The organism is Haliscomenobacter sp. (genome assembly GCF_033763495.1).
Classification (GTDB): Bacteria; Bacteroidota; Bacteroidia; order Chitinophagales; family Saprospiraceae; genus Haliscomenobacter.
This window is the reverse complement of sequence record NZ_JANRKL010000156.1, coordinates 18,517-37,908: the sequence shown is the minus strand read 5'-3', so window position 1 is coordinate 37,908 and position 19,392 is coordinate 18,517. Positions and strand designations below refer to the sequence as shown.

The following is a 19,392-nucleotide window of genomic DNA, read 5'->3' as shown; positions in this document are numbered from 1 at the left end:
AAGTACTAATTTCCGCAAAGATCAGCCTAGCCATGAAAGCATCCATTGATAATTTTTCCACTTCCTCGGCTCAATACGCTCAATTCCGGCCAGACTATCCCCTCGAATTGTACCATTACCTCTACGCCCGGGTCAAACATTTTGATTGCGCCTGGGATTGTGGCACTGGCAATGGACAGGTAGCTCTGGTGCTCGCCGAACGATTCAATCAGGTGCAGGCCAGCGACCTGAGCGCTGCCCAAATCGAACAAGCGGCCCCACATCCTCGGGTTCAATACAGCGTTTGTCGGGCGGAGCAAAGCCCTTATGCCGAACATCAATTTGACCTCATCACAGTAGCACAAGCCTTGCACTGGTTCGACTTCGGAGCATTTTATGCGGAGGTCGGGCGAGTAGCTAAACCGGGAGCTTTATTGGCGGTTTGGGGTTATGGCCTATTGAGCGTTCATCCTGAAATTGATCCCTGGATTCAACATTTTTACCGCTCCATCATCGGCCCTTACTGGGACGCCGAGCGGCACCACATTGACGAAGCTTACGCCCAGATACCTTTTCCCTTTGCGGAAGTGGAGCAAGCTCAGTTTTCCATCCACAAACGCTGGAGTCTGGAGCAATTTCGTGGGTATTTGGGCACCTGGTCGAGTGTCAAAAAATACATTCAGCAAAACAATGAAGACCCCGTAGCGCAACTTCAGCCGCAACTACAGGCCTGGTGGCCGAAAGGGCAGGTATTAGACATCCGTTTTCCTATCTTCCTCAAAACTGGCCAGGTTTGAAAACTCCACAAATCGGCCTTTGGCCCGCCATTGCCCTGGTTGCGGGCAACATGATTGGTTCAGGTATCTTTTTGTTGCCCGCTACGCTGGCCGTGTTTGGCCATTTTAGTTTGTTGGGTTGGTTGGTATCAGGAACGGGGGCTTTGCTTTTGGCACACACCTTCTCCCGGCTCAGCCGTCAAATCCCGGTTAATGGAGGCCCTTATGCCTATACTCGGGTAGCCTTTGGAGATTTAAGTGCATTTACCGTAGCCTGGGGTTACTGGATTTCGCTTTGGACGGGCAACGCAGCCATTGCCATTGCTTTTGTGGCAAATCTTACTCCCTTTTTTCCGGTACTTGGGAGTAACTCTACCTATTCTTTGTTGGCCTGTTTGGCTTCTATATGGGTAGCTACCGCGATCAATCTGCGGGGCGTACGAGAGGCAGCCCAGTTTCAGCTTCTGACAACTATTTTGCGGCTTTTGCCCATTTTGTTACTGGGTACTTGGGGTTTCACTCATTTTCAATGGAGCAATTGGGCGGTAGATCCTCAACCTTTTTCTCTCGGAAGCATGGCCTTACAGGGCGCAGCCCTGACCTTCTGGTCTTTTTTGGGTGTAGAATCAGCCACAGTCCCCGCCACTTCTATCCATGATCCTGAAAAAAACATCAGCCGGGCCACCTGGTGGGGTACGGTTTTTTCGGCACTGGTTTTTGTAGCTTCCTGCTCTGCCGTAATGGGCATTTTGAGTCAGGGAGAGTTGAAATCTTCGGCCGCTCCTTTTGCGGATGCGGCCAAAACTTTGTGGGGCATGCCAGGTTATTATGCGATTGCGGCAGCAGCAGCCCTGGCTTGTTTGGGCGCGTTGAACGGCTGGATTTTATTACAGGGCCAAATTCCTTACACAGTGGCTAAGGATGGCTTGTTTCCTGCTTTTTTTGGCCGCGAGAATAGGAGAGGGGCACCAGCTCAGGCCTTGATCCTGTCGAGTGTATTGATGTCGGTGATGGTCTTTTTGAATTACAGCGACTCTTTGCAAGAGCAATTCAAAAAAATGATCCTGTTGGCGACGCTGGCCAATTTGATTCCTTATTTGTTCAGTGCTGTGGCCGAATTAGGATGTTTGTGGCGGGAAGGGAACTTGAGTTGGAGGGCGCATTGGCTTTTGGGGCTGCGCTCGATGCTGACTTTTGGTCTGGTTTTGGCGGCGATAATCGGGACAGGTTGGGGGACGATTGGGAGTGGATTGATTTTGTTGGTGCTTGGGATTCCAGTTTATATGTGGTTGAAAAGGACTGCTAAGCCATAACTACCAAGTATCTTTGATGCATAACTGAGGTGGGTCTATAGTTTCTAAAGTTTCTTAGGTGGTAAAAAAAGAAAAAGACCTGCGAAGCAGGGTATTTTTTCACCACCTAAGAAACCTAAGGCACTCAAGGAAACACCTAAGCAATGATATAAACCCTTTACTGCTGAATTTTCCGAATCAACACCGCCCCATTCTCCTCAAAATCAGCGCTCATGACCAAGATTTGTTCCCGTTGTCCATCATTGATCGAAACGGCAACAGTATTGGGTTTGATGCTGCCCAGGTCATCAGCGTGCAGGATCAGGAAGTTTTCATCACCAGACAACTTGACCCGATAATTCGACTTGTTTTTGGAGATGCGGTGCTGCTTGGCCAATTGCTGGCCATTGAAAAATAGCGTAATCACATCACCATCTTCGGTGCCATTGTCCCACACACTAATGGTCAAATCTGTTGATTTCACTTCAATGGTGCGTTGGAGTTTGAGTTTGCGGCCTTGGTTGCTGAGGGCAGTTTGGGTTTGCAGATTGCGAATGCTTGCTTTTACATTTTTGTCCAAAATGGGCTTTTCCAGGTATACTTTTCCTGGGGCACAGGCACCGGCTTTTTGGGTTTCGGTGGCATCCATCCGCCCCTCCCAAACGCCGTGGAAACCAAAACGATTGACGTCTTCGTCGAGCCGAAGTTTGAGTTTTTTGATGCACCAACGCCAGTCGGGGTCGGTTTTTTCAATGACCCCTTGCTCCTCAATGATCAGGGAGTCACGGCTTTCATTGAGTTTCCAGTTCAATAACTGCCGGGCGCTACCGCCATTTTCTTCCGACATGATTTTGGCAAAACCTTTGCCACCTTCTTTTAACTCCAACTCGTAGTAAAACTCATAGGAACGATCGGTTTGGGAGAGCTCGCCTGTCCAGATCCCTTCAGGAACAAAGGTATCGGCACCCACATCCAACTGGTTGCTGTCCGATTCCTTAACGAGGCGCATGGTGCCCGGTGAGCAGTTGTCGGCCAACCAGCCACCCTGAAGCACCCAGATGCCATCGCCAGTAGTGCCGAGGCGCAGGTTGGCGTATTTGAGGCACCAGCCACCACCTTTAGGGGTGACTTGAGCCAACTCTTGCAATACCAGTTTGCCGCCGCCTTCCCAGGTGCCAGCAATGGAAAATTCAGCGGTTGCCGTTCCATCCTGGGTTATGGAAATCGCTTTGCCTGTCAAGGTGGTTCCTTCCTGTTGCAGGTCCAGTTGATAGGAAAAAACGTTGGGTCGACCATTCTGCATGACCGTTCCTACCCAAAAGCCACTTAAATTTTGTGCTTGAAGCCCTAGTGTATATAGGACGAAAAAAAGTGTAAGCTTCTTTTTCATAAGCGATTAGACTGGGGGTTGATGAAAATCAGTAAAAGTTGCAACAAAAGTCAAACGAGGGGCTGTTCTAGCCATTTACTTTTGACACACGCTCGTTAATTAACGACAAGAACAGATTTTTTTACATAAAATTCCCTAAAAATGAAAATTGATATCCAAGCTCCTTTTCAAATTTTTGACCACATTCAGGAAATGATCGAAGATAAACTCAACAAGATGAGTACTTTTTACGATCGTATCCTTGGTGCTAAAGTGTTTCTTCGCGATGAGGTAAATCCTTTTTTACACAAGCCTAGCCGAGTGGTAGAAATCCAGTTGGAGGTGCCCGGGACGACTTTTTTTGCCGAATCTGCTGAAGAAACCTTTGAACAAGCTCTGGCTAGCGCCGCTGAAAAAATCAAAAAACAGGTGCTGAAACATAAGGAGAAAGCAACAATCTAGTGATGAACGATGAGTGATAAGTGATGAATTGCTACCGCAGCAACTTTGACAATGCCGCGGCGGTAGCAATTCATCACTTATCACTCATCACTTTCCTTTAAAGTCCGCCGCCCGTTTTTCCACAAAAGCGCTCGCCCCTTCTCGGAAGTCAGCCGTTGTGGTGGTTTCGCCAAAGGCTTTGATTTCGTACGCGAAGCCGTCGACGCCGTCCTCAAAATAGGCATTGATAGATTCGATGACTTTGGCAATGGCAATGGGGCCTTTGGTGCCTATTTTTTCGATCAGGCTTTTGGCCATGTTTACTTCCTCTCCTGCAGGCACTACGTAATTGACCAAGCCCAGACGATAAGCTTCCGGGGCGTCAATCATATCCGCCGTCATACAAAATTCCAGGGCCTTACTTTTTCCGATTAATTGAGTCAAACGCTGAGTACCACCATAACCGGGGATAATGCCCAGGTTGACTTCGGGTTGACCAAAACGGGCTTTCTCTCCAGCTACCCGCAAGTGGCAGGCCATGGCCAATTCACAGCCGCCACCTAATGCGAAGCCATTCACGGCTGCGATTACCGGTTTGGGAAAACGTTCGATCAAAAAGAAAGTGTCCTGACCGTATTGAGCCATGTTTTGGCCTTTGTTGCCCAAATCCAGGAACTCCTTGATATCGGCTCCAGCGACGAAGGCGCGGTCACCTGCACCGGTCAGGACTATACCTTTCAGGTCTTTACGCGTGGGCAAATCCTCGGCAAAAAGATAGTTCAATTCCTGCATGGTGCGGGTATTGAGCGCATTGAGGGCTTTCTCGCGGTTGAAGGTGACGAGGAGGATGTGATTTTCTTCGGTGAGGAGGAGATTTTCGTAGGTCATGGTGAGGATCTGATTTTGGGGGCAAAATAAGGGAAAAAGGGCTTTTCGTAGAGATAATTTTATGTAGGATTCATTCTGCACATTGCTTTAGTGTTCCAATAGTGTTATCTTTCAACACAATTTTACCAGATATGTCTGCACTTGCGGAAGCTAAAAAAACTTGGACCATTGAGGAATATCTCGCTCAAGAGCAACGGGAGGGGGAACGTTATGAATACCGGGATGGAAACATTATTCTAATGGTTGGAGGTAGCATCAATCACAATCGTATTGCCCAAAATTTGAGCAAATACCTGGACAATGCATTAGAGGATAAACCTAAATTTCAGGTATTTGGTAGTGATCAAAAAATTTACCTGCCAAAATTTAACTTCTACGTGTATGCAGATGCCCTAGTGGTCGCTGAGACATCATTGATTGCCAAAGAAGAAGCCCAAGCCATCACCAACCCTATTCTGGTGGTTGAAATTCTATCCAAAACAACCGAACAATACGACCGGAAACAGAAGTTTTTGGAATATAGGAGTTTACCTTCTTTCAAAGAATATGTACTGGTGAGGCAAGACAAACCCGAAGTACTTACTTTTTACAAGGTCAAAAGCAACTTGTGGCAAGAGGAGGAGTTTGTTGGATTGGAAGGGGTGGTTTCACTAAAATCATTGGGAATTGAGCTGAGATTGGGTGATATATATCGACGTGTGGAGTTTTAATATCAGTCACCCTGGTTTTTAAGCGTACAACCAAAACGACATTTTGATAGCACAAAGGAAAAAGAGGGAGCAATGAGGACACAAAGCGAAGCGTTGTCAACGCCTAACTTTGTGTCCTTTGTGCTGCCTTGAGGTTTTCTTTGTGCTAAAAAAATGTCGCTTTAGTGATTTGAAAATCAAGAACGATTTTATTCTTTTACCAACACCACCGTCGGATTCAGCGGATACCGTCCAAACTTATCCCCATACACCGCCAAACCACCCGGCATCGCCTCGGGTACTTCCAATCTCACGACCAATTCTCCCGTCGCTTTGGCAATGTTCAGCGCTTGAGCAGGAATACTCATCGCTACCCGATACCCATAAGAACCCGCCTCCTGCAATTTGCGTACCTTGGGTTGGTAATGCCAGGACAATACGCCTCGGTGATCAGCAGGATCATCCGCCAAATCCACCCGGCCAGCGAATACGCCGTTGATGCTTACATTCACCGAACTGGGCGCAGGGTATTCATCAGTCATAGGGTAGGAGTTGGGGTTGAGGCTGGGATCGACGCGGCCCCCTAGCATGTAGTCGACATCCACTTTGGTGTCTTTATCGATGTCTTTGACAAAGAGTTGTTTGGCACCCAATTCGGCAATAAAGGTAGCGGATTCGGTACCACTGGGTTTTTCACTCAGTTTGAAAGTATATTCAAAAAATCCACTGCCAGCTCCATTCACCTTGAGTCCGTCCAATACATTCCATTGTTTTTTGCTCCACTTGGCTGCACTGAAATTTTTGGCATCCACAGTGCTCAATTGAGCCGTTTTACCATTGGACAAAGTCAGTTTCTGGGGCGCGGGTGCTTCCATGATGAAACTCATGACGTTGTGGTGAAGGTCGTTGCCGAGGGCGTCCTGCAACACCAGAGACAAGTGTGCGAGCCCTTTTTCATTGGGCAAAGTCAAGGCCAATGAATCCAGTTGCTTTTGCATCCAGGGGGTGTAAGGAATGGTCCGCTGGGTGCGCATCCAGGTTTTTTTCTGGCCCAGGGCGTCGTAGCCGTAGAGCTGGATTTGCAAAGTCAGGTTTGGCCCCAAATCCTTACGATTGGTATAAAATGAGGCGTAGAGCGGGATTTTGACACTTTCACCTGGCTTCACGGTCTTGCTGATTTCGTTGCCTGTCGAAATGTAGATCATGGAATGCAGGTCTTTGATCGACATACCTTCCACCATTTCTTCCAGGCCCGTGTATTTGTTCGTCCGGTCAAATTTCCAATAGCCGTTCCATTCGTTGATTACGTCGTGGTGCTCGGTGTAGAGCCAGCCCGCCACCTTGGGGTATTTGCGGAAAGTATTCATCATGCGGTGGTAATCCCAGCTCCAGTCTACATCCCCGGTGCTGCCATCGTAGCCCCACACGTTGCCACATTCCGAGTTGATGTTGGGCTGTCGGCCCTGGGTATAACCCGCTTCCATGTGGTTTTTGCTGCCAGGGAAGGTATTGGCGTCGATGTTTTTGAGGTGCTCCTCCCAGGCCCAACCTGGTAGATATTCGTGCCAGGAGTTGATGTCGGTTTCGGTGTGACCGCGTCCGCAGCAAATGGAGTTATCCTCCACCAGGCGGGTGGGATCGAGTTCTTTGGCCAGTTTGTATACCGAAACGACCCATTTTTGGGTTTCGGGCAGGTATTTGCTCTGCTGTTTGCCATTTTCCTCCACTTTGGTCGTCAAGCCCCAGGTTTCGTTGAAGACGATCCAGGAAAAAATAGCTGGGTGGTTGAAGTCGCGTTTGACCATTTCGCGCAAGGTGTATTCACTTTCCTTGCGGGCATTGGCATCGGGTTCGCCCCAGAAGTTGGGCAGGTCGGACATCACCAGCACACCCAAACGATCCGCCCAGTACAATTTGCGGGGAATGTCCACCTTGATGTGCGTACGGATGCCATTGAGGCCAATGCCCCGCGCCAGCAGGATTTCGTTTTTCATGAACTCATCGCTAGGGAAAGTGTAATAACCTTCAGGATGATAAGATTGATCCAGAGTGAGCTGCAAGTATACGGGCTCGTTGTTGAGTGCGATGTAGGGGTGCGTGGTACCTGGCAAGTCGACTACTGAAATTTTGCGCATGCCGAAGTAGGTTTTGAGCACATCCGGCGCGTTTTTGCCATCACTGAGTTTGGCTTCCACATCATAAAGGAAGGGATCGTCCAAAGTCCACAAATGGGTGTTTTCGATGGGGATTTCAAAAGTCAGGCTGGAGGCACCCGCCGCAATTTTCTGGGTGCTGGTTTTGCCCGCCAGTTTGAGTTCCAGTTGCAAATCGCTGCTGGCGGGTGCAGGCAGGTAAGCTTGAACCTTTACTTTATTGTTGTCGATGTCGGGCGAAAAGTGCAGGGCATCGAGGTGGTTTTGACCACGGGCTTCGAGGTAGGTGGTTTGCCAGATGCCGCGTGCGTTGCCATAACCTTGTTTGCCGTAGAGGGTGAACTGGCGGCGCTTGTCGTCTACTCGGATGTTGATGCGTTGGGGACTATCGTATTTCAGGTGCGGGGTCAGGTCAAAGGAGAAGGGAGTGTAACCGCCCGTGTGTTTGCCCAACTCCTTGCCGTCGATGTACACGGTGGTTTCCCAATCGCTGGCACCAATGGTGAGGAAGGTGCGTTTGCCTTTCCAGTTGGCGGGCACTTTGATTTCGCGCTGGTACCAGGCGATGTCGGCATCGTCGCTCACACCAGAGAGCGGTGCGCCCCAGGGAAAGGGGACATTGATGCTTTTGCTGAACTTGCGGCTGCCGCTCATCCATTTTTGAGCTACGCCTTGATCGTTTTTGTCAAATTCAAAGGCCCAAGTGCCGTTGAGGTTGATCCAATCGGGGCGCTCGAAGTCGGGGCGGGGGTGCTCCGGGAGGGGGATGGATTGGGCAGAAAGGGAAATTGGAAGAAAGAGTGCGATGCTAAAAGCTAGGGCGCGAAGGCGCGCCAAGCCTTGTTGTAGTGTGTAGGAAACCATGCTTCGTTTTGTTTGTTTCGGCCAAAACTAAGCATTGTTTTCATCTTACTTACTCATAAGCTGTATGTAAAGACTTATTACTTTTGCGAACTCACGTTTTTTTGATTCGGCTACGCCAAATCTTTTATAACCGCGACGACGCGACGGCGCGACGGTCCATTTGGCTGCGCCAAAAGTGTGACGTAAAACGACGTGAAGGTGTGCAGAGCACACATAACGTCGCGCCGTCGCGGTTACAAAAACAAGCAGCGGAGCTGCTAACAACATAATATGATTTACTTATACAATTTTTCCCGGTCCGCCTTGATTTTATCCGACACCAAATACTCATCGTACTCCATCAAACTATCGATCACCCCACGTGGGGTGATTTCGATGATGCGGTTGGCTACCGAGGAAGTCAAAGCGTGGTCATGCGAGCTAAAGATCAGGTTGCCTTTGAAGTTTTGCATTGCCGTGTTCAACGCGGTGATGGATTCCAGGTCGAGGTGGTTGGTTGGTTCGTCCATGAGGACAAAATTGGGGAAGCCCAGCATCACTTTGGCCAGCATACAACGCACCTTTTCACCTCCTGACAATACGCTGGAGTGTTTGTGTACCTCTTCACCAGAAAACAACATCCGACCCAGGAAGCTGCGGATGAATTGCTCGTCTTTGTTGTCTGAATACTGGCGCAGCCAGTTGATCAAATCGGTATCGTTGCCTGCTTTAAAATACTCCTGGTTTTCGTTGGGCAGATAACCTACCGTGATGGTTTGGCCAAATTCAACCGTGCCTGCGTCGGGTTTTTGTTTGCCCGCCAGAATTTGATAAAAAGCGGTAATGGCAGTGGCATCACGGCTCAGAATGGTGATTTTTTCCCCCTGATTGACGGTAAAGGACACATTGGAAAACAACAAACTACCATCCGAAGCAGTGGCTTTGAGGTCGCGCACGGCCAGGAGTTGATCCCCAGGCTCACGTTCCATCTGGAAGTAGATGTAGGGGTATTTGCGACTGGAAGGTTTCATCTCTTCCAGGTTGAGTTTTTCCAGGGCTTTTTTGCGGGAGGTCGCTTGCCGCGATTTGGAAGCATTGGCGCTAAAACGTTGGATAAATTCCATCATTTCCTGGCGCTTCTGCTCGATCTTTTTGTTCTTATTGGCGGCCTGTTGGAGCATCAATTGGCTCGATTCGTACCAAAAAGTATAGTTTCCTGTAAAAATGCTGATTTTTTGGAAGTCGATGTCGGCCACGTGAGTACACACCATGTCCAGGAAGTAGCGGTCGTGGGAAACGACGATTACGGTATTTTTGAAATCCGCGAGGAAGTCGGCCAACCAGGTGATGGTTTCGGCATCCAGGTCGTTGGTAGGCTCGTCGAGCAGCAGGATATCGGGGTCACCAAAAAGGGATTGTGCAAGGAGTACTTTTACTTTGTCGGAGCCGTTGAGGTCCTTCATCAGGCGGTAGTGCAAATCTTCTTTTACGCCGAGGTTGCTTAGCAAGGTAGCTGCATCACTTTCTGCGGTCCATCCCCCCATTTCACCGTACAGGTTTTCCAAATCCGCTGCCCGCAATCCGTCTGCTTCTGTAGCATCGGGATCCATATAGATGGCGTTTTTTTCCACCATGATGGCGTACATCTCTTTGTGCCCCATCAAGACGGTGTCCAACACGGTGAACTCCTCAAATTCAAAGTGGTTCTGCTTGAGCACCGCCATGCGGCAGTTGGGCTCCAAAGAGACCGAACCGCGGTTGGGGTTGATTTCGCCCGACAAAATTTTCAAAAATGTGGACTTGCCCGCACCATTGGCACCAATCACGCCGTAGCAATTGCCACGGGTAAACTTGATGTTGACTTCATTGAACAAAACCCGCTTGCCGTACTGCAAGGACACATCGCTAACTGAAAGCATTTGAGAAGGTATTTTTTTGCGGGGGCGAAGGTAAGAAAAAGATTGGATTTAAAGTTGTTTCATGGGTTCATCAAATACAAGTTTAGAAAAAGCTTCGAATTGATCCTTGATGATTTGGAAATTTCTTTGATTCGAAATAAATAATAACGGGTCATTAGACATATAGACATGTTGATAGGCATATGTGTCTTTTTCTTTACTATACCCTACAAAAATGTGAAGTTTACCTGTAGTGCTTTTTTCATCAAACGCATTTTGATCAATCATGAATGGACTCAAAGATAGATATCGATCTGATGAATCATCTTTTTTAAGCATGATTACAGAAGAATTTTCCCATGGAGTATCTGAAATATAAGGTTCTGGCTCTAGCCCTACAAAACTTTGAACAAATCTTACTATGTTCATCTTATACTTAATTTCATTTTGCCTGTTTTTTAATACATTAATTTCTTTTACAGATATTATTAAATAAGTGCTTAGAAATGCCAATTCACTCAGGATAGTTGATAGAGCACGTTCTGCGATAAGGCATTGTTCTTCAACCTTTGTTTGCGAAAAGCTATTTTGATTTGAAGTTAAAACCTGCATATAATCGATTTCTTGCCTTAGTATTGAATTATGTTCTTTGAACTGATCTCCTAAATCTTTCAATTCGCTTATAAACCAACGAAAGCGCCTATTATCCAGACTTTTGTGCACTGCTATAATTAAATTAACTACATTGTACGCGCTAAATCCTCCCTCGGCACGCACAAAATTTCGTATTTCATTAATGCCAGTGCTTTTCATGTCTTCATCTTTACTTCGAAGAAAATAATCATATAATTCGGCTAAATATATGCACCCCGTAAGCATCAATGTTATTTCAAACGTTTCAATTATCATTTTAAGTCTTCCTCTTGATAAGATATCAAAACGATACTCATGCTGTTCTGTCGTCGGAACAAGGAGATATCGAATTCGTTCGCTAATTGGGTGAGGAAAATTTTCTAGTACTGCTCTACGTAAATCTGCGCTAGATGGCTTTTCGTCCCATAATAAACGTTTATTGAGTTTACGAAAACTATCAACATATGATGATAAGGCTTCAATCAAATTTTGTATTAGGTAATCATTTGGGTTCTCTTTTATAAACTGGCTTTTAGACTGTGGCAATTCCCAATCTAACACCTTTACATCTCTGTAAAATAGCCCCCACAAAGGTTCTTTTTCACCTGAAATTAAATGTGTTTCTAAGCCTCTTGAAATTTGAATATCAGGAATATGAGTACTCTTCGTCATTGTGAAGGCTCTTGCAAATTTAAATGCCTCCCTTAGGTTATGTCCATTAACTAAACTCCTAAAGAATTGAATTGCAAAATCAGTTGCAGAATTATCCGTTATTGCAGAATTTGTAGCAATTACTGCTGGTACTCCCGCATTTAATAAAAGTTGAACTTGTCCACCGGTGGCAAAACCATTGAGTATGACTAATTTTAACCTAGGGCATTCTCCAAGCATTTTAGCTATGCTAAATGAATGTCTTTCAAAAAGCGAACTCTCGCTTCCAAAATAACTGCTGTAATGAAATAATTCAATGTTATCTCTATAAAGGCTAAGTAATTCGGGTATTCTTTCGTTCGAAACAAATTGATCAATATGTATGGTGAAATCCTTTTTGGCTACCCTTTGAGCCATTAAATCTTGGATGCTTTTCGCTTCTTCTGCAAGGTTAGGAAGTGGATGATGACCCAACTCATTGAAAAACGCAAGAATCAGCATGGGTATCCCATATTCCGAATAAGAATCTCTTTCAGATTTATTGCTTGCTTCTTTTTTTAAATTATCATCTCCTACATTGCCCGTTAAAGCATTTTTGTTTCTGAAATATTCAAGAATTGCCCCAATTCCTTCATTTGCAATCTCATTTGGAGGCTCATCTAAATCGCACCCAACAATATTTAACTCAGTTAATTGAAGTTCTAGTAGCGGAATTATTGGGGTTATATTTGTGACATAAGTATTAGCAATATACAATAGCTCTATTTTTTTTAAATTCTGCAAAGGCGACAAATCCGATATCAATGTAGAGGAAACTCGAATCTCTTGCAAATACAATAAATTATTCGCAAAGGATAAGTTATGAATATTTGTTTCTGAACAGTTTATTTTTTTTATTTTTTTTAATTCTCTCAAAGGCATTAAATCTTCAACGTTTGTTCTTGAGATGTCTATTTCCGTTAAATCCGAAAGAGTTATCAATGGAAAAAGCTCTGTTATTTGAGTTTCATTGGCATTTAATATTTTAAGATTCATCAGTCCTGACAGAGGGGATAAATCGCTTATCGCTGTTCTCGCTAATACCAAATCTTCCAAATGAACAAGATTGCTTAACGGGCTAATATTGTTTACTTGGGTATCATAGAGATTAAGCATTTTTAGGTTGGGCAAAGCTGCTAGAATACTTATGTCTTTTAGGTTTTTATTTTCGCTCAATATAAGTTCTTCAAGCCAAGGTAACTCCGATAACTCAGTTGGTATTTCCGTCAATCCACAATTTCTCAAATCCAAGCTCCTAGCTTTGTTTATTTTCACTTGTTCAATCCGTTCCAAAGCCAAGCTCCTTGGCTTACTTTCATATCCAGGTGGCCTCAATGCACTCCACACCTCAGTCGGAATCTTCGTTTTAAATCCTTTCCCAACTTTTTCTTCACCTTCCATAAATAGCTCCTGAAACGGCTTCAAACGCTCCAAAGCACCCTCGAAATCACCCGCCTTATACTGCCGAATACCTAGCACCATTTGTTCCGCAGTCAATAAAGCATCGCCAGTACTACTTGAAACCTGATTTAGTTTATTGCGTTCTTTGGCCCAACTCAGGAAATAATCAATTTTAATCCCCGCATCGGGGTTTTCTTCTTCTTGTTGCAACAAATCCAGGATTAGTTTGGCTGCTTTTTCCGGTTCCAGATAAGAAGCCACCAACCAATTTTGCGCCTCTTTAAAAGCCAGGGTGGGAATTTTCTCCGGGTTGTATTGCAGGTAATCGCGTAAAAATCGCGCCAATTCAAAAATACGGGCTTCGCCAAAGACTTCCGAGGTCTGCAAAGTCGAGATTAGAAGCTCCCGAATGTCGGGTTGCATTTCATACATGTCTCGCCCCACTTCTCGGCACAAATCGGAGTGCAACAAATCGGAAACGGTGCTCAACAATTCAAGTGGATCTTCTGCTGTGCTCGTATTGCGGAAATTAAGCCAGATTTTATACAACAAATCGGTGGTCAGGGCGATCGGAAAGGCAGCATGACAGGCCAAATGCAAATGCTCATCCCCAGGGTACGCCTGGCGGAAAGCAGCCCAATGCAGTCGGGGAATGGTGTCAAGATTTCCGGTTTCTATTTGCATGATTTGCCCATTTAATGGCTGACCTTGTCCCTTCCGGGTTAAAGGCTTCCATTTTGACCATTAATGAAAGATAGTTGGCTAAACTCCCGGCCCACCTGCGTTTGGGTAAAGGGTTGAACCAACTGATCGTCACCCCTCGCTTGGCGATTGCATCAAAAAAATCCATCCACTGCTGTAGCGATTCATGATCCAAGGTCGTTTGGTACGCACCTGCGTCGCTAAAAATGACCAACCAGATTGGAACCGCTTGATTGCCCAGGATTTTTTCCAGGGTATGAGCACTGGTATGTTCTGGATTGGTATAAAATTTCAAGGATTTAAAGCCCGCCTCATCTTCCACTGCACTGGGAAAGTCGTGAAAATAGTAGCGCTCCACCGATTTGATCGCTGGATGATCAGTGAATATGCGAAATAAATAATCACCCCAAGACTCAAATGCGGCCATTGAGCCTTGATGATCGCTCAATAAAATCACCTTTTGTTCACTAACTCTTTGTAATTTGTAATACAAAGTGTCCACATAGCGGAATTTTCCAAAGGTTTCAACCATCGCCGCTACGTCCAGTTGATTCCCGGGGCGATAACTTTGGTTCATCAGCAGCTTTTGCAACAGATGGCCCATACGGCGGGGGGCAATGGGTAAATGTTTGTCGTCAGAAAAGATAAAAGTTGAGTTTTTTTCGGAAACCTCTTTGGGTGTTTTTTTCCCTGCTGTTGCTGCTTTTCCTTTTCCCTCTTCAAAATTCAGCAGGACGTCAGTAAGGTTTAAAGAGGGTTCTGATTTTTCACCCCCAGTTATTGGTTCGTTGCTTGGTTCATTGTCTCGATTTGGTCCTTGAGCCTTCTGTTCCTCCTTGCGTTCAGCAGCAGCATCCGTCTCCTCTTGCTTTCCTTTTTGATCAGCCTTGTTTATATTCGCTTCGATCTCCGGATCACTTTCAATGCCTGCGGAAGGAAGCCATTGCTCACGCAGATCCTTCACCGCTTCTTTAAACCAGTGTTCAAAAATATCTTTGTACTCTAATTTGGTCAACCAAAGGGTTTTGCACAAATTCAACAATGCAGGTTCATCCTTGGCATGACCTTGCATAAAGAGTTCAAGAAACAAAAAATACTGGTTCATGTCCAATTCCATTCCAGCCGACTCGCGTAGTCGGTTAAAAAAAGGTAGCAAGATGAAGCCAGGCTTGGATGAACTCATTTCTTTTTGGCGTATTGTTTGTAATCATCCAGGCTTTTGAGCAGCACTTCGGGATAGAGCAGGCCGTTGGCGGGAAGTTGTTCTTTTTCAAGCGGCAACTTATCCGTCAAATAATAGTAGTGAACGAGCCTGAGCCAGTCGAGTAGTTCGCTGGTAGAAACCCGTTTATCGGTATTCGGACTGGCTTTCATGGATTGATGCAACTCGTAAAATTGATCTACCAATTTTTCCACCAGCGTATCCGGCATAGATTTTTTCATTTCTTGCTCCTGGCTCAGCACCCGCGCTTTGGCGATCTGGTACAATTCCTCCAGCTTTGGGAATTCAATGTAATGGAAAACGCAGCGGCGTAAGAAGGCATTAGGCAATTCCTTTTCGTCATTGCTGGTGATGATCACAATGGGCGGGTATTCTGCATGAATTTCCTCCTGAGTTTCTTCAATGAAAAAGCGCTTTTCATCCAGTTCCAGCAATAAATCATTGGGGAAATCCAGATCGGCTTTATCAATTTCATCAATCAGCAGTATGGCTGGTGCATCGGGCTTGGACGCTAGAAATGCTTTACCTAAAGGCCCGAAACTGCGGTAAGCAATGGGTTCTTGCTTGTTATAAGTCTGAATGTCTCTCAAGCGGCCCAAATGATCATATTGGTACAATCCTTCTTTGGCTTTGGTGGATGACTTGATGAACCATTCAAAGTAGTGATTGCGGTAATTGTCACCTTTCTGTTGATGGTAGAGTTCATACGCCAGTGCCTGGGCTACCCTGGTTTTTCCACAACCAGGTTCCCCACGCAACAAAAGTGGGCGCTGCAAAATACGGGCGTATTCAATGGCGTCGATGAGCTCTTTGCTGGGAAAATAAGGTGCAATGTCTTCTACTAGTTCCTTTTTGGGGGCTTGCACTACGGTTCTGAATCGACTGTCGTCAACGGTATAACTATGATTTTGAACCAAAGTAGCCAAAGCCTGACCATCATAAGGTGTGTATTTTTTTTCTTTCATTTACGGTCAATTAAATGGTAAGCAATGCAGGATAAATTTCCGGACATTTCATTAAGTCACATATTTCTGCAATGGCTTTGGCCATGTAAGGGTCTTTCAGAATTTGCTGCGATTTCTCCTCTTGAATGAGCGAATGGAACAGGTCTTCCTTCGGAAACCGTTTCCCAGTGCTGGCATGCCAACCATTCCAGATTTGCTCATTTAGTGGTTCAATCAGGTCTAGTGATCGCACATTAAACAAGGGGGGCTGATTGACAAAACCCTGGGTAGTCCAATTTTTTTGGCTGTCATGGCATTCCTTGTGGATGAAGAATAAGAAAAGGCGATGTTTAGTTTCCTGAAGGTGCAAGGTTAGTTCATTCCAAAAGCCTTTAATCGCGCTTAAACAATCTCCTTGATTTTTTGAAACATCGTTCAATACAATGATTAAATCCTGTTGCATCGTTTTTTGCAGGATTGTTTTTCCAATCATCTCTACACCTAAATCCAAATCCACTGACAATAGAGTGTAGGTTAGTATTTTACATAAATCCTCCTTGGTCAATTTTCCAGGAAGGTAGCTTTTAACCGAAACAACGTTAGGTTTAATGTTGCCTGCAATCCTTGGGTTTGCATAGCGTAGCAGTTTTTTCACCAAGAGTTCTTGAGCACAATAAGGAGAGCCTTCAATCAACATTAGGTTGTGCTTTCCGAAGCGAAAAGCCAGTTCCTCATCTTTGGATTCAAAAGGCAAACGCTGCTTGGTGAAATTAAGATCATCTAATTCATCGGCTAAAATAGCCTTGGTGCTGGTAATTTTTTTGGAAATAGCTTCAGCACAAAATTCATTGAAGGCAAATTCAAGGCTTTCGAGTGCAGCAAGTTTCATCAAGCTGGAACGTGGGCCGGGAAATATTGGAGCGTCTTCTCTTTCCAGTTGGCTGGCTATTTGGGTGAAAGTTTTAGCCGTGTCACCAGTACAGCCCAAAAATAGTAAAGGCACCTTGGTTAATAAGGGGGTTAACCATTCAAATTTTTTGAAAAAAGTAGGCGTTTCCTCGGTCAATAATATGATCACCTGTTCTACATTGGCCACGAACTCCTCTTTCTTGTCTTCTAAAAGAATATCTGCAAACGGAAAAACCAGAACGCCTTGATCTTGGTAAAAAAGGTTTTCGATGAGTCGGTAATATTTGTCATTTTCGTGGTTGTCCTCAACAATAACCAGAATTTTGGTTTTGATGGTAGGTTCGAAATACCGCTGAATGGGTCGCTCGATCAGATACCAATTGTCTACAAATGCATCTTCCTTAAAAGACAAAGTCCAGGTTGATTCTCCATGGTCATCCCATTTAACAATCGAACGTCCTTTTTCTACACTTCGATAACCTACACTTTTGATGTCAGCAAAAGAATCTACTGTTTGATCAAAGGCAAGTTTAAGATTTTTGCCAGCATGCAAGCTTTGATAAAATTTCTCGGCAAATTTTGCTGCGGTTAAATCACTGATTTTACTCGTAGTTTCTATAACAGCTTGTATATGATCACATTCTGCAAGCAACATTTCCCCCAATGTTTCTGAACTGCAACTATTCAAAAAAACCAGTTCAAGCTTTTTTTGATAGTTGAAAAAGTTGACCAAGTTCTGGTTGCTGAGCATTCGGTTCCCTGCTCCATTTTGCTGCAAATACAATTGCTCACCATCGGAGTGTCCACAGTAATGGAAAACATTGATTTCTTTATCTTTTGTGTCTGGAGCATTAAAACTATCGAACAACCCTTCAAAAGTACATTCTTTCTCTTGCTGTAGGGCTACTTTTCCCTTTTTGATAGAGTCGTTCAACACCCTTCCAATCCCATCTCGCTCATTTTTCAGATGATCTAAGTATTCTTTGTTGTTATTGACCTGAGCGCTTGCTAGTAAAATTCGCTTCAAATATGACATACGTTTAGGGTGAAGTTGGTATGAGGTTTCAAATGATCAGGAAAAGATAGTAATTAAGGATGAGTTTTAAAAAAAATCTCACCGAGTTCAGTTTTTTTATTAAAAATAGTAATGCCTACACAGCTAGTGGCTTCAAATTGTGAGAGATAGGCATCTCATTAAATAATTGAAACCGAATCCCTTCTTCTATTGACTCCCTCCCTTAAACCCCCTACATTTGCAACCTATCCAAATCACTTTTTAAACCGGGTGAATTCCCACCTTTCGCCACAGTTAAATCTTCTTTTTCTCATGGCAAAAAAAACATCAAAACCCACATCCTCCAATGAAGGAGGCACCCATCCTCACTATTGCTCCATGATTCCTCTCCCGGAACGTAAATTCGAACCAGATGTAAGCCCTAACCGGCAGCGGATGATTCTGGTTACGGACCGAAAATGGGTCAATGGCACCAAATTAAAGTACTACTTTTTCAATGGACCGAGTGATGGCTCTCCAAGTTCCTGGAAAGGCTCAACAGCGCAGAAAAACACCGTAAAACAAGCCTTCAAAATCTGGAAAGATTTAGGTATCGGCCTGGAATTTGAAGAAACCAACGACAAAAACCAGGCTCAGGTAAGGATCGGCTTCAAAAGAGGCGATGGTGCCTGGTCATACGTGGGCAGGGACGTCATTGACATTGCCAGCTCGCCCAATGAAAGAACCATGAATTTTGGTTGGGACATCAGCAATGACCTCGATACGGCCTTGCACGAAATCGGTCATACCCTGGGGGCGCCACACGAACACCAAAACCCCAATGCGGGCATTGTGTGGGATGAAGAGGCCGTTTACGATGCCCTTGCTGCACCACCCAACCAATGGGATCGGCAGACCACCTTTTTCAACATCATCCGGAAAATTCCAGCCGATGAAGTGACGGGTTCTACGCATGACCCCAACTCCATCATGCATTACCCTTTTGAAGCGGGCCTGATTCTGGAGCCTGCTGCTTACAGAAATGGCATCAATCCAGCGGGTGGGTTGTCCAGCAAGGACAAGGAGTTTATGAAAAAATTCTATCCTCCGCTTACGACCAGTGATTACACTGAACTCAAAGTTTCGGCCTCACAGTCGTTTAACATCGGAGAAGGCGAGCAAAAAAACTTCCGCTTCAAACCCAGCGCTTCCCGCAAATACACCATTGAGACCTTTGGGAAAATGGACACTTTGATGGTGCTTTTTGAAAAAACGGCTACGGAAGAAGTTTACCTCGCTGGAGATGACGACAGCGGCACAGGGTTAAATTCCAAAATTCAACTGCGGCTCATTCAGGGCCGGGAATACATCATTCGAGTGCGCCTGTACTATGCTGAAGTGGCAGGGTCGGGGTCGTTGATGGTTTATTAGAGTATGTTGACTCTTTTGAGTTAAGATTTCCGAATACATGACTTTAGAATTTAGAAGTGGGCTGCCGCAGCGATTTAGACACAGTCATGGTCAAGGTCGCTGCGGTAGCCCACTTCTAAATTCTAAAGTCATGTATTC

The 19,392-nt window shown here is 45.2% G+C and carries 13 protein-coding genes; 5 read left to right on the top strand and 8 right to left on the bottom strand.

What is annotated here, in order from left to right; genetic code table 11:
* Positions 1-32 precede the first annotated feature (32 nt).
* Together SFV55_RS16730 and SFV55_RS16725 are read left to right on the top strand one after the other, a co-directional pair.
* Complete coding sequence (locus SFV55_RS16730; protein ID WP_320030674.1) at positions 33-776, top strand: class I SAM-dependent methyltransferase; 744 nt, start codon at positions 33-35, stop codon at positions 774-776.
* Positions 773-2,068 (top strand): amino acid permease, encoded by a 1,296-nt coding sequence (locus tag SFV55_RS16725; protein ID WP_320030673.1) that lies wholly within the window; start codon positions 773-775, stop codon positions 2,066-2,068. The genes SFV55_RS16730 and SFV55_RS16725 overlap by 4 nt, the downstream gene beginning before the upstream one ends.
* Positions 2,069-2,225: 157 nt before the next feature.
* On the opposite strand, the gene SFV55_RS16720 is transcribed toward SFV55_RS16725, so the two are convergent.
* A complete protein-coding gene (locus tag SFV55_RS16720) occupies positions 2,226-3,437 on the bottom strand; it encodes a hypothetical protein (protein WP_320030672.1) in 1,212 nt (403 codons plus the stop codon).
* A gap of 141 nt (positions 3,438-3,578) precedes the next feature.
* On the opposite strand from SFV55_RS16720, the gene hpf reads away from it, so the two are divergent.
* Entirely contained in the window at positions 3,579-3,878 is a 300-nt protein-coding gene (gene hpf, locus SFV55_RS16715; protein ID WP_320030671.1) for a ribosome hibernation-promoting factor, HPF/YfiA family, read from the top strand.
* A gap of 87 nt (positions 3,879-3,965) precedes the next feature.
* On the opposite strand, the gene SFV55_RS16710 is transcribed toward hpf, so the two are convergent.
* The gene (locus tag SFV55_RS16710) at positions 3,966-4,745 is read right to left on the bottom strand and encodes an enoyl-CoA hydratase/isomerase family protein (protein WP_320030670.1); all 780 of its coding nucleotides are present in this window, start codon (positions 4,743-4,745) and stop codon (positions 3,966-3,968) included.
* Between the two features lie 131 nt (positions 4,746-4,876).
* On the opposite strand from SFV55_RS16710, the gene SFV55_RS16705 reads away from it, so the two are divergent.
* Positions 4,877-5,455, top strand: coding sequence for a Uma2 family endonuclease (locus SFV55_RS16705; protein WP_320030669.1), 579 nt, complete (start codon positions 4,877-4,879; stop codon positions 5,453-5,455).
* Between the two features lie 188 nt (positions 5,456-5,643).
* Here the strand turns inward: SFV55_RS16705 and SFV55_RS16700 are convergent, their stop codons facing one another.
* From SFV55_RS16700 to SFV55_RS16675, 6 genes are all read right to left on the bottom strand, one after another.
* Positions 5,644-8,451: a glycoside hydrolase family 2 protein gene (locus SFV55_RS16700; RefSeq protein ID WP_320030668.1), complete on the bottom strand. Its 2,808-nt coding sequence runs from the start codon at positions 8,449-8,451 to the stop codon at positions 5,644-5,646.
* A 275-nt stretch (positions 8,452-8,726) separates the two neighbouring features.
* Positions 8,727-10,349 (bottom strand): ABC-F family ATP-binding cassette domain-containing protein, encoded by a 1,623-nt coding sequence (locus SFV55_RS16695; protein ID WP_320030667.1) that lies wholly within the window; start codon positions 10,347-10,349, stop codon positions 8,727-8,729.
* Between the two features lie 48 nt (positions 10,350-10,397).
* Entirely contained in the window at positions 10,398-13,736 is a 3,339-nt protein-coding gene (locus tag SFV55_RS16690) for a leucine-rich repeat domain-containing protein (RefSeq protein ID WP_320030666.1), read from the bottom strand.
* On the bottom strand, positions 13,711-14,937 hold the full coding sequence (locus SFV55_RS16685) for a hypothetical protein (protein WP_320030665.1): 1,227 nt from the start codon (positions 14,935-14,937) through the stop codon (positions 13,711-13,713). The genes SFV55_RS16690 and SFV55_RS16685 overlap by 26 nt, the downstream gene beginning before the upstream one ends.
* Positions 14,934-15,941: a MoxR family ATPase gene (locus SFV55_RS16680; protein ID WP_320030664.1), complete on the bottom strand. Its 1,008-nt coding sequence runs from the start codon at positions 15,939-15,941 to the stop codon at positions 14,934-14,936. The genes SFV55_RS16685 and SFV55_RS16680 overlap by 4 nt, the downstream gene beginning before the upstream one ends.
* A gap of 10 nt (positions 15,942-15,951) precedes the next feature.
* Entirely contained in the window at positions 15,952-17,856 is a 1,905-nt protein-coding gene (locus tag SFV55_RS16675) for a hypothetical protein (protein ID WP_320030663.1), read from the bottom strand.
* A gap of 300 nt (positions 17,857-18,156) precedes the next feature.
* Here SFV55_RS16675 and SFV55_RS16670 point away from each other — a divergent pair, with 300 nt between their 5' ends.
* The gene (locus SFV55_RS16670; protein WP_320030662.1) at positions 18,157-19,254 is read left to right on the top strand and encodes a M12 family metallopeptidase; all 1,098 of its coding nucleotides are present in this window, start codon (positions 18,157-18,159) and stop codon (positions 19,252-19,254) included.
* Positions 19,255-19,392: the final 138 nt, after the last annotated feature.

Excerpts from the sequence above, each read along its gene's own strand:
- SFV55_RS16700 (WP_320030668.1), bottom strand. The coding sequence starts at position 8,451 with ATGGTTTCCTACACACTACAACAAGGCTTGGCGCGCCTTCGCGCCCTA.
- hpf (WP_320030671.1), top strand. The coding sequence starts at position 3,579 with ATGAAAATTGATATCCAAGCTCCTTTTCAAATTTTTGACCACATTCAG.
- SFV55_RS16695 (WP_320030667.1), bottom strand. The coding sequence starts at position 10,349 with ATGCTTTCAGTTAGCGATGTGTCCTTGCAGTACGGCAAGCGGGTTTTG.
- SFV55_RS16720 (WP_320030672.1), bottom strand. The coding sequence starts at position 3,437 with ATGAAAAAGAAGCTTACACTTTTTTTCGTCCTATATACACTAGGGCTT.
- SFV55_RS16710 (WP_320030670.1), bottom strand. The coding sequence starts at position 4,745 with ATGACCTACGAAAATCTCCTCCTCACCGAAGAAAATCACATCCTCCTC.
- SFV55_RS16670 (WP_320030662.1), top strand. The coding sequence starts at position 18,157 with ATGGCAAAAAAAACATCAAAACCCACATCCTCCAATGAAGGAGGCACC.
- SFV55_RS16680 (WP_320030664.1), bottom strand. The coding sequence starts at position 15,941 with ATGAAAGAAAAAAAATACACACCTTATGATGGTCAGGCTTTGGCTACT.
- SFV55_RS16705 (WP_320030669.1), top strand. The coding sequence starts at position 4,877 with ATGTCTGCACTTGCGGAAGCTAAAAAAACTTGGACCATTGAGGAATAT.
- SFV55_RS16730 (WP_320030674.1), top strand. The coding sequence starts at position 33 with ATGAAAGCATCCATTGATAATTTTTCCACTTCCTCGGCTCAATACGCT.
- SFV55_RS16685 (WP_320030665.1), bottom strand. The coding sequence starts at position 14,937 with ATGAGTTCATCCAAGCCTGGCTTCATCTTGCTACCTTTTTTTAACCGA.
- SFV55_RS16690 (WP_320030666.1), bottom strand. The coding sequence starts at position 13,736 with ATGCAAATAGAAACCGGAAATCTTGACACCATTCCCCGACTGCATTGG.